We start from the raw sequence: 18,280 nt of genomic DNA, 5'->3' as shown, positions 1-18,280 counted from the left end.
ATTGTCGTCTTGTCTTGCAGTATAGTGACACACGATTTTTTGGCAAGGGTCAGTCTTGTGTGTCGCTTTAGACCATAGGCTAAGGCGTCGGTTCTTCCGCGTCTCGCCGATAGGCGCCGCGTAGCCCCCGCATCGCGGGGGGAAGGGGCGTGCGGGTGGCGCGGTGACAAGGCGACACAAAAAAGCCCCCTTGCGGGGGCGTGAAAGCGGCCGAGAGCGACCACATGAAGGGGTGTCAGGATGGGGTGGGCGGTCTCAGCGCAGGTCCTTGACGCGCTTGGCCTTGCCCACGGAGCGCATGACCTCTTCCACGCCGCAGACGTCGACCTGGGTGCTGATGCCGACGTAGGTCTTGATGGCGTGCTGCAGGCGCTTGGCCAGCTGCTCGCAGGCCGACGGGTCGCGGGCGACGTCGTTGCTGCACGCCTCGACGCGCACGCGCACCATGTCCATGTTGCCCTGGCGGGTGACCTCGATCTCGTAGTGGGGCGAGAGCTGCTCGATCTTGAGCAGCTGCTCCTCGATCTGGGTCGGGAAGACATTGACGCCGCGGATGATCAGCATGTCGTCGCTGCGGCCGGTGATCTTGTCGATGCGGCGCATCGGGCGCGCGGTGCCCGGCAGCAGGCGGGTGAGGTCGCGGGTGCGGTAGCGGATCACCGGCAGGGCTTCCTTGGTGAGGGTGGTGAAGACCAGCTCGCCATACTCGCCGTCCGGGAGCACCTCGCCGGTGACCGGGTCGATGATCTCGGGGTAGAAGTGGTCCTCCCAGATGGTCGGACCGTCCTTGGTCTCCAGGCACTCCATGCCCACGCCCGGGCCCATCACCTCGGAGAGGCCGTAGATGTCCAGGGCGTCGATGCCCAGGCGCTTCTCCAGCGCGGTGCGCATGTCGTTGGTCCAGGGCTCGGCGCCGAAGATGCCGGCGCGCAGCGGCAGCTGATGCGGGTCGATCCCCTGGCGCTCCATCTCGTCGGCGATGTTGAGCATGTAGGAGGGGGTGACCATGATGATGTCCGGCTGGAAATCGCGGATCAGCTGGACCTGCTTCTCGGTCTGGCCGCCGGACATCGGGATCACCGCGCAGCCCAGGCGCTCGGCGCCGTAGTGGGCGCCCAGCCCGCCGGTGAAGAGGCCGTAGCCGTAGGCCACGTGGACCTTGTCGTTGCGGGTGCCGCCGGCGGCGCGGATGGAGCGGGCCACCACGTCGGCCCAGGTGTCGATGTCACGCTGGGTGTAGCCCACCACGGTGGGCTGGCCGGTGGTGCCGCTGGAGGCGTGGACCCGGACGATCTCGCTCATCGGCGTGGCGAACATGCCGAAGGGGTAGTTGTCGCGCAGGTCCGCCTTGGTAGTGAAGGGCAGCTTGCCCAGGTCCTCGAGGCTCTTGATGTCGCCGGGGTGGACGCCGGCGCGGTCGAAGGAGTCGCGGTAGAAGGGCACGTTGTCGTAGGCGTGCTTGAGGCTCCACTGCAGGCGCTTGGTCTGGGTGGCGCGCAGCTCGTCGATGCTGGCGGTCTCCAGGTGGTCGAGGCTGGCGGTGTCGATACGCTTGACGATCTGGTTCATCGGAATCTCCGGTCGCAGGGGAATGTCGTTGTGCGCTGTCTCAGAGGCGCTCGATGATCAGGGCGATGCCCTGACCCACGCCGATGCACATGGTGCACAGCGCATAGCGTCCCTGCCGGCGTTCCAGTTCATGCAGGGCGGTGGTCACCAGGCGGGCGCCGCTCATGCCGAGCGGGTGGCCGAGTGCGATGGCACCGCCGTTGGGGTTGACGTGCTCGGCGTCGTCGGCAAGGCCCAGGTCGCGGGTCACGGCCAGCGCCTGGGCGGCGAAGGCCTCGTTGAGCTCGATCACGTCCATCTGGTCGAGGGTCAGGCCGGTCTGTTCGAGCACCTTGCGGCTGGCGGGGGCCGGGCCGAAGCCCATGATGCGCGGCTCGACGCCGGCGGTGGCCATGCCGATCACCCGGGCGCGGGCCTTGAGGCCGTAGCGCTCGGCCGCCTCCGGCGAGGCGAGCAGCAGGGCGCAGGCGCCGTCGTTGACCCCGGAGGCGTTGCCGGCGGTCACTCTGCCGCCCTCGCGGAAGGGGGTGGGCAGGCCTGCCAGCTGCTCCAGGGTGGTGGAGGCGCGGGGGTGCTCGTCGGTATCCACGACCAGCGGCGCCTGCTTGCGGCGCGGCACCTCGACCGGGACGATCTCCTCGGCCAGGCGGCCCGCCTCCATGGCGGCGGCGGTGCGCTGCTGGCTGCGCAGGGCGAAGGCGTCCTGGTCCTCGCGGGAGATATTGAACTGCTCGGCCACGTTCTCGGCGGTCTCCGGCATGGAGTCGACGCCGAACTGCGCCTTCATCTGGCGGTTGATGAAGCGCCAGCCGATGGTGGTGTCGAAGATCTCGGCGCTGCGCGAGAAGGCCTGCTCGGCCTTGCCCATCACGAAGGGTGCCCGGGACATGGACTCGACGCCGCCGGCGATCATCAGCCCGGCCTCGCCCGCCTTGATGGCGCGGGCGGCGTTGCCGATGGCGTCCATGCCGGAGCCGCACAGGCGGTTCAGGGTGGTGCCGGGCACCTCCACGGGCAGGCCGGCCAGCAGCGCCGACATGCGCGCCACGTTGCGGTTGTCCTCGCCGGCCTGGTTGGCGCAGCCGTAGAAGATGTCGTCGATGCGGGTCCAGTCCACCGAGGGGTTGCGTTCCATCAGGGCGCGCAGGGGCACGGCGCCCAGGTCGTCGGGACGCACCGGGGAGAGGGCGCCGCCGTAGCGGCCGATGGGGGTGCGGATGGCGTCGATGATCAGGGCGTCTTTCATGCTTGGCTCTCTGCGGCGGTCTCTTCCAGGCGGCGAACGGTGCCGCGGATCTTGTAGGAGCGCCCACGGAACAGGGCGACCTCGTCGCCGTGCTGGTTGCGCACGGTGATGTCATAGATGCCGGTGCGACCCCGGCGGCTGCGCTCCTCGGCGGTGGCGGTGAGCACGTCGCCCAGCTGCCCCGGGCCCAGGTAGTCGATGCTGCAGCCTGCCCCCACGGTGGCCTCGTCGTAGGTGTTGCAGGCGAAGGCGAAGGCGGAATCCGCCAGGGCGAAGATGAAGCCGCCGTGGCAGTTGCCGTGGCCCTGCACCATGTCCTCGCGCACGGTCATGGTAAGCACGGCACGACCCGGCGCCACGCTCTCGATGCGCATGCCGAGGTTCTGGCTGGCGTTGTCCCGGGCGAACATGGACTCGGCGCAGGCCTCGGCCAGCTGCTGCGGGCTCAGCTCGCGATCAGACATGGAAGGTCTCCTCGGCCAGGGCCTTGCGGCGCAGCAGGAAGGAGGCGCGGTAGCGCTCCTCGCCGTAGCTCTGCTGCAGATGGGTCAGGGTGCGGTGCACGAAGGCCAGGCCCAGGGCGTCGGCCCAGGCCAGCGGCCCGCGGGGATAATTGACGCCGGCCTGCATGGCGAGATCACCATCCCGTGCGCTGCACACGCCCTGCAGCACGGCGTCGGCGGCCTCGTTGGCCAGCATGGCCACGGTGCGCAGCACCGCAAGGCCGGGGGTGTCGGTGAGCCAGGCAACGTCCAGGCCCAGGCGCTGAAAGAACGCGGTGGCCAGGGTGCGGGCCTCGGCGTAGACGCCGGGGCTCGCCGCTAGGGCGATGGCGCTGGCGGTCTCATAGTCCAGGCAGAGGTCGAAGAGCACCAGGGCTTCGAGGCCCTCGTCCCGGGCGCGCTCGGCGGCGCAGCGGCCGTCGCTCAGGGCCAAGGTCAGGCCGTCCAGGCGCAGGCGCGCCTCGCCGGAGATGCTCTCCCGGCGTACCACCTCGAGGCCGGCGGCCTCGGCCCGGGTCACCAGGGGGGCGATGGCGCCGAGCTGGCCCTCGGCCACCAGGGGCGGCAGTGCTGCCTCGGCGGCGGGGGCGAAGTCGGGTGCGACGGAGGTGGCACCCTCTCGATAGTCGTAGAAGCCCTGGCCGCTCTTGCGGCCCAGGCGCCCGGCCTCCACCAGCGCGAGCTGCACCAGGGAGGGCTCGAAGCGGGTGTCGCCGTAGTAGGCGTCGAACACCGAACGGGTCACGGCGTAGTTGACGTCGTGGCCGATCAGGTCCATCAGCTCGAAGGGGCCCATGCGGAAGCCGCCCGCCTGGCGCAGCAGGGCGTCCAGGGTGGCGGGGGCGGCAGCGCCCTCCTGCATCAGGCGCAGCCCCTCGGCGTAGAAGGGGCGGGCGACGCGGTTGACGATAAAGCCCGGCGTGGAGCTGGCGTGGACCGGCACCTTGCCCCAGGCCGCGGCGGTGGCGTAGAGGGTCTCGGCGACTTCGGCGTCGGTGGCCAGGCCCGAGATCACCTCGACCAGCTTCATCACCGGCGCGGGGTTGAAGAAGTGCAGGCCGGCGACGCGCTCGGGGCGCTCGAGGCCGGCGGCGATGGAGGTGATGGAGAGCGACGAGGTGTTGCTGGTAAGCAGGGTGTCGGGGCCGCAGATGGCCTCGAGCTCGGCGAACACGCTGCGCTTGACCTCGAGGTTCTCGACGATCGCCTCCACCACCAGGCGGCTGTCGGCCAGCTCCGCCAGGGTGGCGGCCGGGGTCATGCGGCTGACGATGGCGTCGACGTCCGCCTGGGCCATCTTGCCCTTGGCCACGCGTTTCTCGAGCTGGCGGCGTACGCCGTCGATGCCGGCCTGGGCCGCGCCGTCGCGGTTGTCGTAGAGGCGCACCGGGTGGCCGGCCTGGGCCGCCACCTGGGCGATGCCGGCGCCCATGGCGCCGGCGCCGATCACGGCGATGATGTCACTGGTTGCGAGGGCGGGCATCTCACTCCCCCTTGAAGCTGGGCTTGCGTTTTTCCATGAAGGCAGCCACGCCCTCGCGGTAGTCATCGGTGCGGCCGGCCAGGCGCTGCAGGTCGCGCTCCAGGTCGAGCTGGGCGTCGAAGTCGTTGTCGGCGCTGGCGTGCAGGGCGCGCTTGATCAGCGCCAGGCCGCGGGTCGGCTGGGTGGCCAGGTGGCGGGCCAGGGTCAGGGCCTCGTCCTGCAGGGCCTCGTCATCCACCACCTTCCAGATCATGCCCCACTGCTCGGCCTGCTCGGCGCTGAGCTTGTCACCCAGCATCGCCAGCCCCTTGGCGCGGGCCATGCCCACCAGGCGCGGCAGGCTCCAGGTGCCGCCGGAATCCGGCACCAGGCCGATCCGGCAGAAGGCCTGGATGAAGCTGGCCGAGCGCGCGGCCAGCACGATGTCGCAGGCCAGGGCGATATTGGCGCCGGCGCCGGCGGCCACGCCGTTCACCGCGCAGATGGTTGGGAAGGGCAGGTCGCGCAGGGTGCGCAGCATGGGGTTGTAGCGCTTCTCCAGGGACTCGCCGAGGTCCGGCGCCTCGGCGCCGGGGGCCACGTTGCGGTCGGAGAGGTCCTGGCCGGCGCAGAAGCCGCGGCCGTTGCCGGTCAGCAGCAGGGCGCGCACGCTCTTGTCCTGGCGCACGGCCTTGAGGGCCTGGCGCATCTCGGCGTGCAGCTCGGCATTGAAGCTGTTGAGGCTGTCGGGGCGGTTCAGCGTGAGGCGGGCGACGCCGTCTTCCACGGTATAGAGCAGGGGCGCTTCACTCATGATCGGTTTCCTGTGTATCAGTGGCCGCTGAAGGTGGCGGGGCGTTTTTCCTGGAAGGCGCGGATGCCCTCCTCGCGATCCCGGGTGCCGGCCAGCAGCGTGAAGGCGTGGCGCTCGAAGCGCAGGCCGGTGGCCAGGTCGGTGTCCTCGGCCTTGTGCAGCGCCTCCCGGGCCAGGCGCACGGCCAGCGGCGCCTTGGTGGCGATGGTCTCGGCCACGGCGACGGCGCGCTCCACGGTCAGCTCGGGCTGGGTGATCTCGCTGACCAGGCCGGCCTCCAGGGCGCGGCGGGCGGAGATCGGCTCGCCGGTGAGCACCATCTGGGTGGCCATCGCCTTGCCCACGGCGCGCACCAGGCGCTGGGTACCGCCGGCGCCGGGCATGATGCCGAGGTTGATCTCGGGCTGACCGAAGCGGGCATCCTCGCCGGCGATCAGGATGTCGGCGTGCATGGCGAGCTCGCAGCCGCCACCCAGGCAGAAGCCGTTGACGGCGGCGATGATGGGCTTTCCGAAGCGGGCGATGGTGGCCCAGTGGCGCTGGCGGGGGTCCTCGAGGATGCCCACCAGGTCGCGCTCGGCCATCTCCTTGATGTCGGCGCCGGCGGCGAAGGCGCGCTGGCTGCCGGTGATCACCACCGCGCGAACCTCGGCGTTCTGCTCGGCGGCGGTCAGGGTCTCGGCCAGCTCCCCCAGCAGGGCGGTGTTGAGGGCGTTCAGCGCCTCGGGGCGGTGCAGGGTGATGCGCAGCACCCCTCTCTGCGGCTCCTCGACGATCAGGTGGTTCGGCATGGTGTCCTCGTCTCTGGCGCGGCGTCGGCGCGGGTGGCTGGCCCGTGGCCTGCACGGGCGGCTATTGAGGCCGAGTATAGGTTTTTTTTGATACGCATCAACTTGCAAGGCTCGTCAATGATGTATCGTGTTTGCTCGAGCTGTTCCAATTTATGCTGGCTTGTCATAGGGTTATCTTGCAGATAGTCCCGCGCAGGCGGGCAGGTTAGACCATGGTCGAAAGTTGGTGGTCGGGCGGCAGAAAGTTTGCTCAAAGCGCTGATATGGAAAGGGTTTTCTGGCTATCGCGGCGGGCGGCAAGGGGTCGGCAGCGGCGGCGTGGTTTGATGTTTCGTTACGCTATGGATAGTCTTCCGTGCTATCCCGTATCGAATAAAGCCGCTCATGGCAGGAGCCACCCATGTCACAGCAAGCCCAGCAGATGCTCGACCGTCATCGCGAGACCCTCGATCAGGCCGTCGAGGCCATCACCACCCGCGGTTTCTGGAGCCCCTATCCGGAGAACATCCGGAAGTATCCGGAAGAGGCGGTGAAGGGGGCGTCCCAGCGCTTCGAGGCGATGCTCAAGCAGCACTACGCCCTCAAGGTGCCGGCGGTGGCCGGCCAGGTGGGTGCCGAGGTCTCCCCCTACGGCTTCGAGCTGGGCGTGACCTATGACCAGCCCGAGCAGGGCGCGCTGATCGCCGCCATGCAGGCGGCCATGCCCGCCTGGCGCGACGCCGGCGCCGAGGCCCGGGTCGGCGTCTGCCTGGAGATCCTGGCGCGCCTCAACGCCATGAGCCCCGACATCGCCGAGGCGGTGACCCACACCAGCGGCCAGGCGCCGATGATGGCCTTCCAGGCCGGTGGCCCCCACGCCCAGGACCGTGGCCTCGAGGCCGTGACCTACGCCTGGCAGGCGATGTCCCGGGTGCCGGCCACCGCCAGGTGGGTGAAGCCCCAGGGCAAGCATGACCCCTTGGTACTCGACAAGCGCTACCACATCGTGCCCCGCGGTATCTCCCTGGTGGTGGCCTGCTCCACCTTCCCCACCTGGAACACCTACCCGGGCCTGTTCGCCAGCCTGGCCACCGGCAACCCGGTGATCCTCAAGCCGCACCCGGCCGCCATCCTGCCGGTGGCCATGACCGCCCGCGTCGCCCAGGAGGTACTCGAGGAGGCCGGCTTCGACCCCTGCCTGGTCAGCATGATGCCCGACACCGCCGAGGCCCCGGTGACCAAGGAGCTGGCGCTGGATCCTGCCGTGAAGCTGATCGACTTCACCGGCTCCAACGCCTTCGGCGAGTGGCTCGAGCAGAACGCCACCCAGGCCCAGGTGTTCACCGAGAAGGCCGGCATCAACACCGTGATCATCGACAGCGTCGAGCAGATCAAGCCGGTGGCCCAGAACCTGGCCTTCACCCTGAGCCTCTACTCCGGCCAGATGTGCACCACCACCCAGGCGATCTACGTGCCCAAGGGGGGCATCAAGACCGCCGAGGGCCAGCTCTCCTTCGACGAGGTGGCCGGGGCACTCGCCAAGGCCGTCGAGAAGTTCCTCTCCGACAACGACCGTGCCTGTGCCGTGCTGGGGGCGATCCAGTCGCCGGCCACCGCCGCCCGCATCGACGAGTGCCGCGGTCTCGGCGAGGTGCTGCTGGACAGCGAGCCCCGCGAGCACGCCCAGTTCCCCAGGGCGCGCATCCACACCCCGCTGCTGCTCAAGGTGGACGCCAGCCAGCGCGACGCCTTCAGCGAGGAGCGCTTCGGCCCGATCAGCTTCGTGATCGCCACCGACAGCACCGCCCACAGCATCGAGCTGGCCCGCGAGGTGATCGGCGAGAAGGGTGCCATCACCCTCGGCGCCTACACCACCGATGACGCCGTGGCCGAGCAGTTCGAGCAGCTGGCCATGGAAGTGGCGGCCCCGCTGTCGCTGAACCTGGACGGTGGCGTCTTCGTCAACCAATCCGCGGCCTACAGCGACTTCCACGCCACCGGCGGCAACCCGGCGGCCAACGCCTCCCTGTGCGACCAGGCCTTCGTGGCCCGTCGCTTCGTGGTGGTGCAGAGCCGTCGCCACGGCAAGCCGGACTGAAGGAGCGCGTCATGCCCTGCTATCGACTCGAGGGGGTGACCCCGGTGGTGCACCCCACCGCCTACGTGCACCCCACCGCGGTGCTGGTCGGTGATGTCATCGTCGGCCCGGGCTGCTACGTGGGGCCCGGCGCGGTGATGCGCGGCGACTTCGGCCAGCTGGTGCTGGAGGAGGGGGCCAACCTTCAGGACACCTGCGTGATGCATGGTTTCCCTGGCTGCGTCACCAAGGTGGAGAAGGATGGCCATATCGGCCACGGCGCCGTGCTGCACGGCTGCGTGGTGGGCCAGGACGCCATGGTGGGCATGAACGCCGTGGTGATGGACAACGCCGTGATCGGCGCCCGCTCCATCGTCGCCGCGGCGGCCTTCGTCAAGACCGGCTTCACCTGCCCGCCCCAGTCTCTGGTGATGGGTGCGCCGGCCGCGGTGAAGCGCGAGCTCACCGATCAGGAAGTGGCCTGGAAGCAGCAGGGCACCCGGGAGTATCAGCGGCTGACCGAGCGCTGCCGCGACAGTCTGGAGCCCTGCGAGCCGCTGGCGGAACTGGATGCCGACCGGCCGCGCCTCAATGCCGGCGACACCCAGCCCAAGCAGCAGACCCTCGCCAAGGAGTAGTCGTCATGAGCCAGGAGATGATCCGGGTCGAGACCCATGAGGCGGTGGGCGTGATTCGCCTGGACCGCCCCCAGGCCTACAACGCCCTGTGCGCCCGACTGGTCACCGAGATGGCCGAGGCCCTCGAGGCCCTCGAGGCCGATGAGGCCATCGGCGCCATCGTCATCACCGGCGGCGAGAAGGTGTTTGCCGCCGGCGCCGACATCGGCGAGATGCTCGAGCGCACCCACGCCGATCTCTTCGCCGAGGACTTCCCCAATACGGCCGGCCAGGCCTGGGAGCGCCTGTCGCGCTGTCGCAAACCGGTGATCGCCGCGGTCTCCGGCTTCGCCCTGGGCGGCGGCTGCGAGCTGGCCATGGCCTGCGACACCATCATCGCCAGCGACACGGCGAAATTCGGCCAGCCCGAGGTGAAGATCGGCACCATGCCGGGCGCCGGTGGCACCCAGCGCCTGGTGCGCGCCATTGGCAAGGCCAAGGCCATGGAGCTCTGCCTGACCGGCCGCATGATGGAGGCCGAGGAGGCCGAGCGGGCCGGGCTGGTGTGCCGGGTGGTGCCGGCCGCCGAGCTGGAGGCCGAGGCCCTGGCCCTGGCGGCCACCATTGCCTCTCACTCCCGGCCGGTGGTGCAGATGATCCGCGAGTCCGTGGATCAGGCCTTCGAGATGACCCTGCAGGCCGGGCTGCTCTTCGAGCGCCGCGCCTTCCAGAGTACCTTCGGCTTCGAGGATCGCCGGGAGGGCATGGCGGCCTTCGCCGAGAAGCGCAAGCCGCAGTTCCGGCACAAGTAGCCGCCGATCGGTAACGGTTGGTGCTGTCATCGCGGTGCTGACAACCTAAACGCCCCCTGCCATGAGCCATGGCAGGGGGCGTTTGCGTGGCGGCGCTGGTACTACTCCAGTCCGCCGAAGCGGCGGTAGAAGCTGGGGCCAGGGGCCGGCAGCGGGCCCTCTGCGGTCTCCAGGTGGCGGTCGAGCCAGTTCTCGGCGCGCCGGTAGATCATGCGATAGATATTGCGGCACAGCTGGTGGGCGTTGCGCCCCTCCCAGGCGGTGGGCAGCAGCTCGTCGGGCAGCTGGGGGTCGCGCAGCTGCACCCGTCGATACTCGTGGATCAGCAGGGTGCGGGCGATGAAGCAGGCCTCCTCGTCGAGGTGGTTCTCCTCGTTGAGGGCCTTCCAGAGCGGGCGGAAGAGGGTCAGGAAGCGCTGGTAGTGCTCGGCCAGCTCGTCGAGGTTCCAGCTCTCGCGCACCTGCAGCCGCAGCGGCTTGCTGGCCAGGGGCTCCAGGGCCTCGGTCTGCATCACGATGGCCTCGTCGGCGGCCCCCAGCTCCTGCAGGGCGGCCATGGCCTCGCTGCGGCCGAGCATGGGGTGGGCGAGCAGCCCCGGGGCGAAGTGGCCGAAGCCGAGCCACTCCAGCTCGTCGCGCACCTTCTGGCGGCGGGCGCTGTCGAGCTGGCTCAGCAGCACCAGGGTCCACTGGCCCGACCAGGGGGCCTGGGCGCCGTGGTAGACGCGCTTGAAGGCCTGCTCGAAGCGGCGCCTGCCCGGGCCGCTCAGGCTGTAGTAGCTCCGTCGGCCGACCTTCTCGCCCTGCAGCCAGGTCTCCCGGGTCAGGCGATAGACCGAGGTGCGCACCAGCCGCTCGTTGATGCCGATGGGTTCCACCAGCTTCGAGAGGCTGCCCAGCCAGACGGTGCCGCCGCGGGGCACGATGGCATCGCCGTAGACGGTGATGATCAGCGAGCCGGCGCGGATCGGTCGGCGCTGCTGGAAGTCATCGATGAGGGCGGAGACGCATTCGGTGGCGGATGACATGTCGAGACTCTGAGGCTTGCCTGTTGGGTGTCGCGAGGGGACGGCGGTGCGCCCGCCTCACGGTAGCGATCATCGCAACATGATACCGCCTGTGAGGCCACAAGCGAACGCGATGTATCGGCTATTGACTCAGGCGTCGGGGAGGCGTCCACCCAGCCGGGCGGTGATCTCGGCGGCGGTGTCGCGCACCAGGGCGCCCAGCTCCAGCAGGCGTGTCTCGGGGATGCGCGCCACGGGCCCGGAGACCGAGATGGCGGCCAGCGGGATGCCGTGCTCGTCGTGGATGCAGGCGGCCACGCAGTGCAGGCCGATGGCGTGTTCCTCGCGATCACAGGCGAAGCCCTGGCGGCGAATCTCGGCGAGGCCCGCGCGCAGCGATTCGGGCGTGTGCAGGGTGTTCTCGGTAACCCGGGCCAGGCCCCGCTCGGCGAGGACGCGCTCGAGCTCGTCGTCGGGCAGCCAGGCCATCAGCGCCTTGCCGACGCCGGAGGCGTGCAGCGGCGCCCGGGAGCCCAGCCGGGTGATCATGCGCATCATCTGGGACGACTCGCTCTGGGCCAGGAACACCGCGGTGCCGTCGTCGCGGATGCCCAGGTTGGCGGTCTCGCCGGTCAGGGCGGTGAGGCGGCGCAGGAAGGGGCGGCTGGTGGCCACGAAGTCGCGGGCCTCGAGGAAGCTGTTGCCGATGCGGAAGGTCTTGACGTCGATCTTCCAGACGCCGAGCTCGCTGTCCTGGGTGACGAAGCCCTGTCCCTGCAGCGCCTGGAGCAGGCGATGGGTCGTCGAGGGGGCGAGATCGGCCTGTTCGGCCAGCTCCGAAAGCGCAAGCCCCCCGGGGCTCGCCGAGAGGCGCTCGAGCAGGTTGAGCCCGCGTACCAGCGACTGGCTGTGGCCGCCGCTGGCCTTCCCCGATCCCGCGGGGCGTCCCGCCGTCCTGCGCTTGACCTCGCTCACCCTCGACTCTCCTCGTATCGGCTGCCCGCTATGGGCCACAGGATACCCTGTCGGCCGCGGGCTGTCGCGCCTGCGGAAATCACTTCCACACCCTCTCTGCGCGAGGCCGTCGACCCTTGCGATCGTCGGCACCCGGCGCTATCGAAGGCGCCCCGAGCTATCGATGTCGCCTCGAACTACCGATGTCGCCCCGAACTACCGATGTCGCCATTGGGGCGGGCGCTTCTCGATAAAGGCGTCGATGCCCTCGCCGGCGTCCTCGGCCATCATGTTGCAGGCCATCACCTCGCCGGCGAAGGCGTAGGCCTCGTCCAGGGGCATCTGCAGCTGGCGCTGGAACATGCCCTTGCCGGTGCGCACCGCCACCGCGCTCTTGGCGCAGATGCTGTCAGTGAGCGCGGCCACGGCCTCGTCCAGGGCGTCGTCCTCGGCCACGCGGTTGATCAGCCCCCAGTCGCGGGCGGTCTCGGCATCGATGAACTCGCCGGTGAGCAGCAGCTCCATGGCGCGCTTGCGGCTGACGTTGCGCGACAGCGCCACCGCCGGGGTGGAGCAGAAGAGCCCGGCATTGATGCCGGAGACGGCGAAACGCGCCGAGCGTGCGGCCACGGCCAGGTCACAGCTGGCCACCAGCTGGCAGCCGGCGGCGGTGGCGATGCCCTGCACTCGGGCGATCACCGGTATCGGCAGCTCGACGATGGCCTGCATCACCCGGCCGCAGCGGGCAAAGAGCTCCTGGTAGTAGGCCTTGTCGGGGTTGGCGCGCATCTGCTTGAGGTCGTGGCCGGCGCAGAAGGCACGCCCCTCGGCGGCGATCACTACGCAGCGCACGCTGCCATCGTTGGCCAGGCGGCCGAGCTCCTCCTTGAGGGCGACCAGCATCGCCTCGGAGAGGGCATTGAAGCTCTCCGGGCGGCTGAGGGTCAGGGTGGCCACGCCGCCTTCATCGCGGCGCCGCAGGGGCGGAGTCGAGTCGCTCATCATGGTCTCCCGGTTGTTGTTCGGCGTCTGACGCCCAGCCTAGCGCGCGCGGCCGTGGGCGCGCACTTCGACCATGGATAGTTCGACCATGGAGAGTTCGACCATGGAGAGTCCGGCCATGGAAAGGGGAGCGAGGCCCCTGAACACAAACCGCCGCGTCGAATGACGCGGCGGCAGGCCTTGCGGGAGGCGGCGGGAGGCGTCAGGCCTGCTGGCCGCTCTCGGAGTAGAGCACGCGCACCTTGAGGGTGTGTTCCACCTGGCGAAGGGCATCGAGGGCCTGGGGGCCGTAGGCCTTGTCGACGTCGATCACCACGTAGCCGACCTTCTCGTTGGTCTGAAGGTACTGGCCGGCGATGTTGATGCCGTTCTCGGAGAGCACCCGGTTGATCTCGGACATCACGCCCGGCACGTTGTCGTGGATATGCAGCAGGCGATGCTTGTCTGGGTGGGCCGGCAGGGCGACCTCGGGGAAGTTGACCGAGGTGACGGTGGTGCCGTTGTCGGAGTAGGTGACCAGCTTCTCGGAGACCTCGATGCCGATGTTCTCCTGGGCCTCAAGGGTGGAGCCGCCGATGTGCGGGGTGAGGATGACGTTGTCCAGGCCGCGCAGCGGGCTCTCGAACTCCTCGTCGTTGCCCTTGGGCTCCACCGGGAAGACATCGATGGCCGCGCCGTTGAGCTTACCGGCCTTGATGGCGTCGGCCAGGGCCTCGATTACCACCACGCTGCCGCGGGCGGCGTTGATCAGGATGGCGCCCTCTTTCATGCGGGCGATCTGCTCGGCGCCGATCATCCACTTGGTGGAGGGCAGGTCGGGCACGTGCAGGCTGACCACATCGGCACGACGCAGCAGCTCGTCGAGACTGCCCACCTGGCGGGCGTTGCCCATGCCCAGCTTGGTCACCACGTCGTAATAGATGACGTCGAAGCCCAGCGACTCGGCCAGTACGGAGAGCTGGGAGCCGATGCTGCCGTAGCCGACGATCCCCAGGGTCTTGCCGCGGGCCTCGTGGGAGTTCTTCGCCGACTTCTGCCAGCCGCCGCGGTGGGCCAGGGCGTTCTTCTCGGGGATGCCGCGCAGCAGCATGATCGCCTCGGCCAGCACCAGCTCGGCCACCGAGCGGGTGTTGGAGTAGGGGGCGTTGAAGACCGGGATGCCGCGCACCAGGGCCGCGGTGAGGTCGACCTGGTTGGTGCCGATGCAGAAGCAGCCCACGGCCACCAGCTTCTCGGCAGCGGCGAAGACGCGCTCGTTGAGCTGGGTGCGGGAGCGAATGCCGATGAAGTGCACGTCGCGGATCTTCTCGATCAGCGCCGCTTCGTCCAGCGAGGTGGGCAGGTGCTCGATGTTCGAGTACCCGGCGTTGTGCAGATTGTCCACCGCGCTCTGGTGGACCCCCTCGAGCAGCAGGACCTTGATCTTGCTCTTGTCCAGGGACGTCTTGGCCATGGTCGAATCAACCCCTTCCGGCGCGTGCCGCATGCAGTGACAGGTAGGAAAAAAGAGGCGCTATTCTAGCACAGGCCCGGCATGAGCCAGGATGAAAATGCTGCGCTGCCAAGATGAACGCCATGCAAGTCAGGGCACCCGGCACCGGGGCAGACGACCCCCGGGGGGGAGCGTGTATACTGTCGCCTTTCGAGACGCCGGACGCAGTCGGCAGCGGGGCGAGGAGAGCAATGGCGGAGCGCAGGCAGCGGCCCGATGGCCAGCAGAGTGACGGGGCGGAGGCGACCGATTTCGCCACCACCGTCGATCGCCTCGAGCGGCTCGTGGAGCGGCTCGAGTCCGGCGAGCTGTCGCTGGAGGACTCCCTGGCCGCCTTCGAGGAGGGCATTCGCCTGACCCGCGACGCCCAGCGCCGCCTCGACGAGGCGGAGCTCAGGGTGCGCACCCTGACCGAGGGCGCCGAGGGCGGCATGACCCTGACGCCCTTCGCCCCTCCCGCGGAGGATGAGAGTGAACGCTGAGACCCTGGCGGCCGGCCTGGCCGCGGATCGTGCCCGGGTGGATGCCCGGCTGGAAGCGCTGTTCGGCGAGCGGGGCGCCGCGGTGCCGCGCCTGGATGCCGCCATGCGCCACGGCGTGCTGGTGGGCGGCAAGCGGCTGCGCCCGGTGCTGGTCTATGCCGCCGGTCGCGCCCTGGGCGCGGCGGACGACGCCCTGGATGCGCCGGCCATGGCCATCGAGCTGGTCCACGCCTACTCCCTGGTCCATGACGATCTGCCGGCCATGGATGACGACGACCTGCGCCGCGGCCAGCCCACGGTACACAAGGCCTACGACGAGGCCACCGCGATCCTGGCCGGCGACGCCCTGCAGGCGCTCGCCTTCGAGGTGCTGGCCCGCTCCACCCACCCGCGGCTGGCCGCCATGCTGGTCACCCTGGCCGAGGCCGCCGGCCGCGACGGCATGGTGGCCGGCCAGGCGCTGGATCTGGCGGCCGTGGGCGGCCACCCCGACGTGGCAGCGCTGGCCACCATGCATGGTCACAAGACCGGCGCGCTGATTCGCGCCGCGGTGCGCCTGGGCGGGCTCGTCGCCGTGGCCGAGACGGACCCGCGCCTGGCCGCCCTGGAAGACTACGCGCGCGCCATCGGTCTGGCCTTCCAGATCCATGACGACGTGCTCGATGTGACCGGCGACACCGCCACCCTGGGCAAGGCGTCCGGGGCGGATGCCGCCCGCGACAAGCCCACCTACCCGAGCCTGCTGGGGCTCGAGGGCGCCCGCGCTCGCGCCGGCGAGCTGGTGGAGGAGGCCGTGGCGGCCCTCGCCCCGCTGGGCGAAGGCGCGATTCCCCTGAAGGCCCTGGCCCGCTACATGATCGAGCGCGACCACTGACACGACAGATGAGCCCATGAAGCTGTTCGACGAGATTCCCGCCGAGCGTCCGGCCACGCCGCTGCTCGACACCCTGGACACCCCGGCCGCGCTGCGTGCCATGTCCACCGCGCAGCTGGCGCAGGTGGCTGACGAGCTGCGCGCCTACCTGCTCTACAGCGTGGGGGTCTCCGGGGGGCACTTCGGGGCCGGCCTCGGCGTCGTGGAGCTTACCGTGGCGCTGCACCAGGCGCTGGAGACCCCCTACGACCGCCTGGTGTGGGACGTGGGCCACCAGGCCTATCCCCACAAGATCCTCACCGGGCGCCGCGAGGCGATGCCGAGGATCCGTCACCACGGTGGCCTGGCGGCCTTTCCGCGCCGGGCCGAGTCGGAGTACGACACCTTCGGGGTGGGCCACTCCAGCACCTCCATCTCGGCGGCGCTGGGCATGGCGCTGGCCGCCCGGGCCCGCGGCGAGACGCGGCGCACCTGCGCGGTGATCGGCGACGGCGCCCTGACCGCGGGCATGGCCTTCGAGGCCCTGGCCCACGCCGGCCACGTGGACGCCAACCTGCTGGTGGTGCTCAACGACAACGAGATGTCGATCTCCGAGAACGTCGGTGGCATCGCCAGCTACCTGGCGCGGATCCTCTCCAGCAAGCCCTACCTGACCATGCGCGAGGGGGGCAAGAAGGTGCTCTCCCACCTGCCCGGGGCCCTGGAGCTGGCGCGGCGCACCGAGGAGCACATGAAGGGCATGGTCAGTCCGGCCACCCTCTTCGAGGAGATGGGCTTCAACTACATCGGCCCCATCGACGGCCACGACCTGCCGCTGCTGGTGCAGACCCTGCGCAACCTGCGCGACCTCGAGGGACCGCAGTTCCTCCACGTGCGCACCCGCAAGGGGCGCGGCTTCCTGCCCGCCGAGGCCGACCCCATCGGCTACCACGCCATCACCAAGCTGGAAAAGAGCGAGCCGGAGAAGCACGGCGAAACGCTGCCGCCGCTCAAGCCCGCCGCGTCGAAGAAGAAGTACTGCAACGTCTTCGGCGACTGGCTGTGCGACATGGCGGCGGCCGATGAGCGATTGATCGGCATCACCCCGGCCATGCGTGAGGGCTCCGACCTCGTGCGCTTCTCCCGGGAGCATCCCGAGCGCTACTTCGACGTGGCCATCGCCGAGCAGCACGCGGTGACGCTGGCCGCCGGCATGGCCTGCGAGGGCATGAAGCCGGTGGTGGCGATCTACTCCACCTTCCTGCAGCGCGGCTACGACCAGCTGATCCACGACGTGGCGGTGCAGGACCTCGACGTCACCTTCGCCATCGATCGCGCCGGCCTGGTGGGCGAGGACGGCCCTACCCACCACGGCAGCCTGGACCTCTCCTTCCTGCGCTGCGTGCCCGGGCTGGTGGTGCTGGCGCCCGCCGACGAGGCGGAGTGCCGCGCCATGCTGAGCGCCGCCTACCACCACCCCGGCCCCGCCGCGGTGCGCTACCCCCGCGGTACCGGCCCGGGCGTCACGATCCCTACCCACCTGGAGCCGATGCCGATCGGCCAGGCCGAGACGCGCCGCGAGAGCGGCGCCGAGCCGGGGCGGCGCGTGGCCCTGCTGGCCTTCGGCAGCCTCAACACGCCGGCCGCCGAGGTGGCCGAGCGCCTCGACGCCACCCACCTCAACATGCGCAGCATCAAGCCCCTGGACCGCGAGGCGATCCTGGCCGCGGCCGAGGGCCACGACCTGCTGGTGACCCTGGAGGAGAACGTGGTGGCCGGCGGCGCCGGCAGCGCGGTGGGCGAGCTGCTGGCCGCCGAGGGCGTGCAGGCGGCGCTGCTCACCCTGGGGCTGCCGGACGCCTATGTGGAGCACGGCAAGCCCGCCGAGCTGCTCGCCGAGTGCGGCCTGGATGCCGCGGGCATCGAGGCGGCGATCAGGGCGCGGCTGGGCTAGCCCTTGCGTTCGATATCCACGTCGCTGGCCTGGGTGAAGTCGCCCAGCGCCATCATGTGGCCGAGCTTGCCGGCCTTGGTGGAGAGGTACTGCTCGTTGTGGGGGTTGAGCCCGGTGGTCAGTGGCACGCGTTCCGCGATGTGCACGCCGGCGCTGGTCAGGGCCTCGACCTTGCGCGGGTTGTTGGTCATCAGCCTGAGCGAGGCGATGCCCAGGTGCTCGAGCATCGGCACGCAGAGATCGTAGCGACGCAGGTCGGCGCCGAAGCCGAGCTGCTCGTTGGCCTCCACGGTATCGGCCCCCTGGTCCTGCAGGTGGTACGCACGGATCTTGTTGAGCAGGCCGATACCGCGCCCCTCCTGACGCAGGTAGAGCAGCACCCCGCGCCCCTCGTCGGCGATGCGCTTGAGCGCCTCCTGGAGCTGGTAGCCGCAGTCGCAGCGCATCGAGAAGAGGGCGTCGCCGGTCAGGCACTCGGAGTGGACCCGCCCCAGCACCGGCTCGCCGTCGGCCACGTCGCCCAGGGTCAGGGCGATATGGTCCTTGCCGGTGGCCTCGTCCTCGAAGCCGTGCATGGTGAAGGTGGCCCAGGGGGTGGGCAGTCGAGAGGCGGCGATGAAGCGAATCGTCACTGGGTACCTCGGTATCAGGCCGCGGGCGGTGCCG

The 18,280-nt window shown here is 69.9% G+C and carries 17 protein-coding genes; 6 read left to right on the top strand and 11 right to left on the bottom strand.

Annotated features, from left to right (window positions below; genetic code table 11):
• Positions 1–255: 255 nt before the first annotated feature.
• The 6 genes from paaK to paaF are packed head-to-tail and all read right to left on the bottom strand — an operon-like array spanning position 256 to position 6,385.
• A complete protein-coding gene (gene paaK, locus D1793_RS16585; RefSeq protein WP_119023121.1) occupies positions 256–1,569 on the bottom strand; it encodes a phenylacetate--CoA ligase PaaK in 1,314 nt (437 codons plus the stop codon).
• Positions 1,570–1,609: 40 nt separating this feature from the next.
• A complete protein-coding gene (gene pcaF, locus D1793_RS16580) occupies positions 1,610–2,815 on the bottom strand; it encodes a 3-oxoadipyl-CoA thiolase (RefSeq protein WP_119023120.1) in 1,206 nt (401 codons plus the stop codon).
• Positions 2,812–3,279 (bottom strand): hydroxyphenylacetyl-CoA thioesterase PaaI, encoded by a 468-nt coding sequence (gene paaI / locus D1793_RS16575; RefSeq protein WP_119023119.1) that lies wholly within the window; start codon positions 3,277–3,279, stop codon positions 2,812–2,814. Before paaI ends, pcaF begins: the two co-directional genes overlap by 4 nt.
• A complete protein-coding gene (gene paaH, locus D1793_RS16570) occupies positions 3,272–4,801 on the bottom strand; it encodes a 3-hydroxyacyl-CoA dehydrogenase PaaH (RefSeq protein WP_119023118.1) in 1,530 nt (509 codons plus the stop codon). Before paaH ends, paaI begins: the two co-directional genes overlap by 8 nt.
• A 1-nt stretch (position 4,802) precedes the next feature.
• Positions 4,803–5,594: a 2-(1,2-epoxy-1,2-dihydrophenyl)acetyl-CoA isomerase PaaG gene (paaG, locus tag D1793_RS16565; protein WP_119023117.1), complete on the bottom strand. Its 792-nt coding sequence runs from the start codon at positions 5,592–5,594 to the stop codon at positions 4,803–4,805.
• Between the two features lie 17 nt (positions 5,595–5,611).
• Positions 5,612–6,385 (bottom strand): 2,3-dehydroadipyl-CoA hydratase PaaF, encoded by a 774-nt coding sequence (paaF, locus tag D1793_RS16560; RefSeq protein ID WP_119023116.1) that lies wholly within the window; start codon positions 6,383–6,385, stop codon positions 5,612–5,614.
• A gap of 400 nt (positions 6,386–6,785) precedes the next feature.
• Here paaF and paaN point away from each other — a divergent pair, with 400 nt between their 5' ends.
• From paaN to D1793_RS16545, 3 genes are read left to right on the top strand one after another with little or no spacing between them, the layout of a single operon-like run.
• Complete coding sequence (paaN, locus tag D1793_RS16555; protein WP_119023115.1) at positions 6,786–8,462, top strand: phenylacetic acid degradation protein PaaN; 1,677 nt, start codon at positions 6,786–6,788, stop codon at positions 8,460–8,462.
• A gap of 11 nt (positions 8,463–8,473) precedes the next feature.
• Positions 8,474–9,079 (top strand): phenylacetic acid degradation protein PaaY, encoded by a 606-nt coding sequence (paaY, locus tag D1793_RS16550; RefSeq protein ID WP_119023114.1) that lies wholly within the window; start codon positions 8,474–8,476, stop codon positions 9,077–9,079.
• A 5-nt stretch (positions 9,080–9,084) separates the two neighbouring features.
• Positions 9,085–9,870 (top strand): enoyl-CoA hydratase-related protein, encoded by a 786-nt coding sequence (locus D1793_RS16545; RefSeq protein WP_119023113.1) that lies wholly within the window; start codon positions 9,085–9,087, stop codon positions 9,868–9,870.
• A 101-nt stretch (positions 9,871–9,971) separates the two neighbouring features.
• Here D1793_RS16545 and paaX read toward each other — a convergent pair whose 3' ends face one another.
• From paaX to serA, 4 genes are all read right to left on the bottom strand, one after another.
• Entirely contained in the window at positions 9,972–10,898 is a 927-nt protein-coding gene (paaX, locus tag D1793_RS16540; protein WP_119023112.1) for a phenylacetic acid degradation operon negative regulatory protein PaaX, read from the bottom strand.
• A 129-nt stretch (positions 10,899–11,027) separates the two neighbouring features.
• Positions 11,028–11,852, bottom strand: coding sequence for an IclR family transcriptional regulator C-terminal domain-containing protein (locus D1793_RS16535; protein WP_119023111.1), 825 nt, complete (start codon positions 11,850–11,852; stop codon positions 11,028–11,030).
• Positions 11,853–12,047: 195 nt separating this feature from the next.
• Positions 12,048–12,833 carry an enoyl-CoA hydratase gene (locus D1793_RS16530; RefSeq protein WP_205527564.1) on the bottom strand — a complete coding sequence of 262 codons (786 nt, stop codon included), beginning with the start codon at positions 12,831–12,833 and terminating at the stop codon, positions 12,048–12,050.
• Between the two features lie 202 nt (positions 12,834–13,035).
• Positions 13,036–14,286 carry a phosphoglycerate dehydrogenase gene (gene serA / locus D1793_RS16525; protein WP_110069062.1) on the bottom strand — a complete coding sequence of 417 codons (1,251 nt, stop codon included), beginning with the start codon at positions 14,284–14,286 and terminating at the stop codon, positions 13,036–13,038.
• A gap of 230 nt (positions 14,287–14,516) precedes the next feature.
• Here serA and D1793_RS16520 point away from each other — a divergent pair, with 230 nt between their 5' ends.
• The 3 genes from D1793_RS16520 to dxs are packed head-to-tail and all read left to right on the top strand — an operon-like array spanning position 14,517 to position 17,614.
• On the top strand, positions 14,517–14,807 hold the full coding sequence (locus D1793_RS16520; protein ID WP_110069061.1) for an exodeoxyribonuclease VII small subunit: 291 nt from the start codon (positions 14,517–14,519) through the stop codon (positions 14,805–14,807).
• The gene (locus D1793_RS16515; protein ID WP_240407699.1) at positions 14,797–15,681 is read left to right on the top strand and encodes a farnesyl diphosphate synthase; all 885 of its coding nucleotides are present in this window, start codon (positions 14,797–14,799) and stop codon (positions 15,679–15,681) included. Before D1793_RS16520 ends, D1793_RS16515 begins: the two co-directional genes overlap by 11 nt.
• Before the next feature lie 16 nt (positions 15,682–15,697).
• Positions 15,698–17,614, top strand: coding sequence for a 1-deoxy-D-xylulose-5-phosphate synthase (dxs, locus tag D1793_RS16510; RefSeq protein WP_119023109.1), 1,917 nt, complete (start codon positions 15,698–15,700; stop codon positions 17,612–17,614).
• Here dxs and ribA read toward each other — a convergent pair.
• Positions 17,611–18,246 carry a GTP cyclohydrolase II gene (ribA, locus tag D1793_RS16505; RefSeq protein WP_110069058.1) on the bottom strand — a complete coding sequence of 212 codons (636 nt, stop codon included), beginning with the start codon at positions 18,244–18,246 and terminating at the stop codon, positions 17,611–17,613. The two genes, dxs and ribA, sit on opposite strands and share 4 nt — an antisense overlap.
• Positions 18,247–18,280: the final 34 nt, after the last annotated feature.

Origin of the sequence: Halomonas sp. JS92-SW72, from assembly GCF_003547075.1 — a bacterium.
GTDB classification, from domain to species: Bacteria; Pseudomonadota; Gammaproteobacteria; order Pseudomonadales; family Halomonadaceae; genus Halomonas; species Halomonas alkalicola.
The sequence above is the reverse complement of the archived record's forward strand: the minus strand, read 5'-3'. Positions and strand labels throughout refer to the sequence as shown.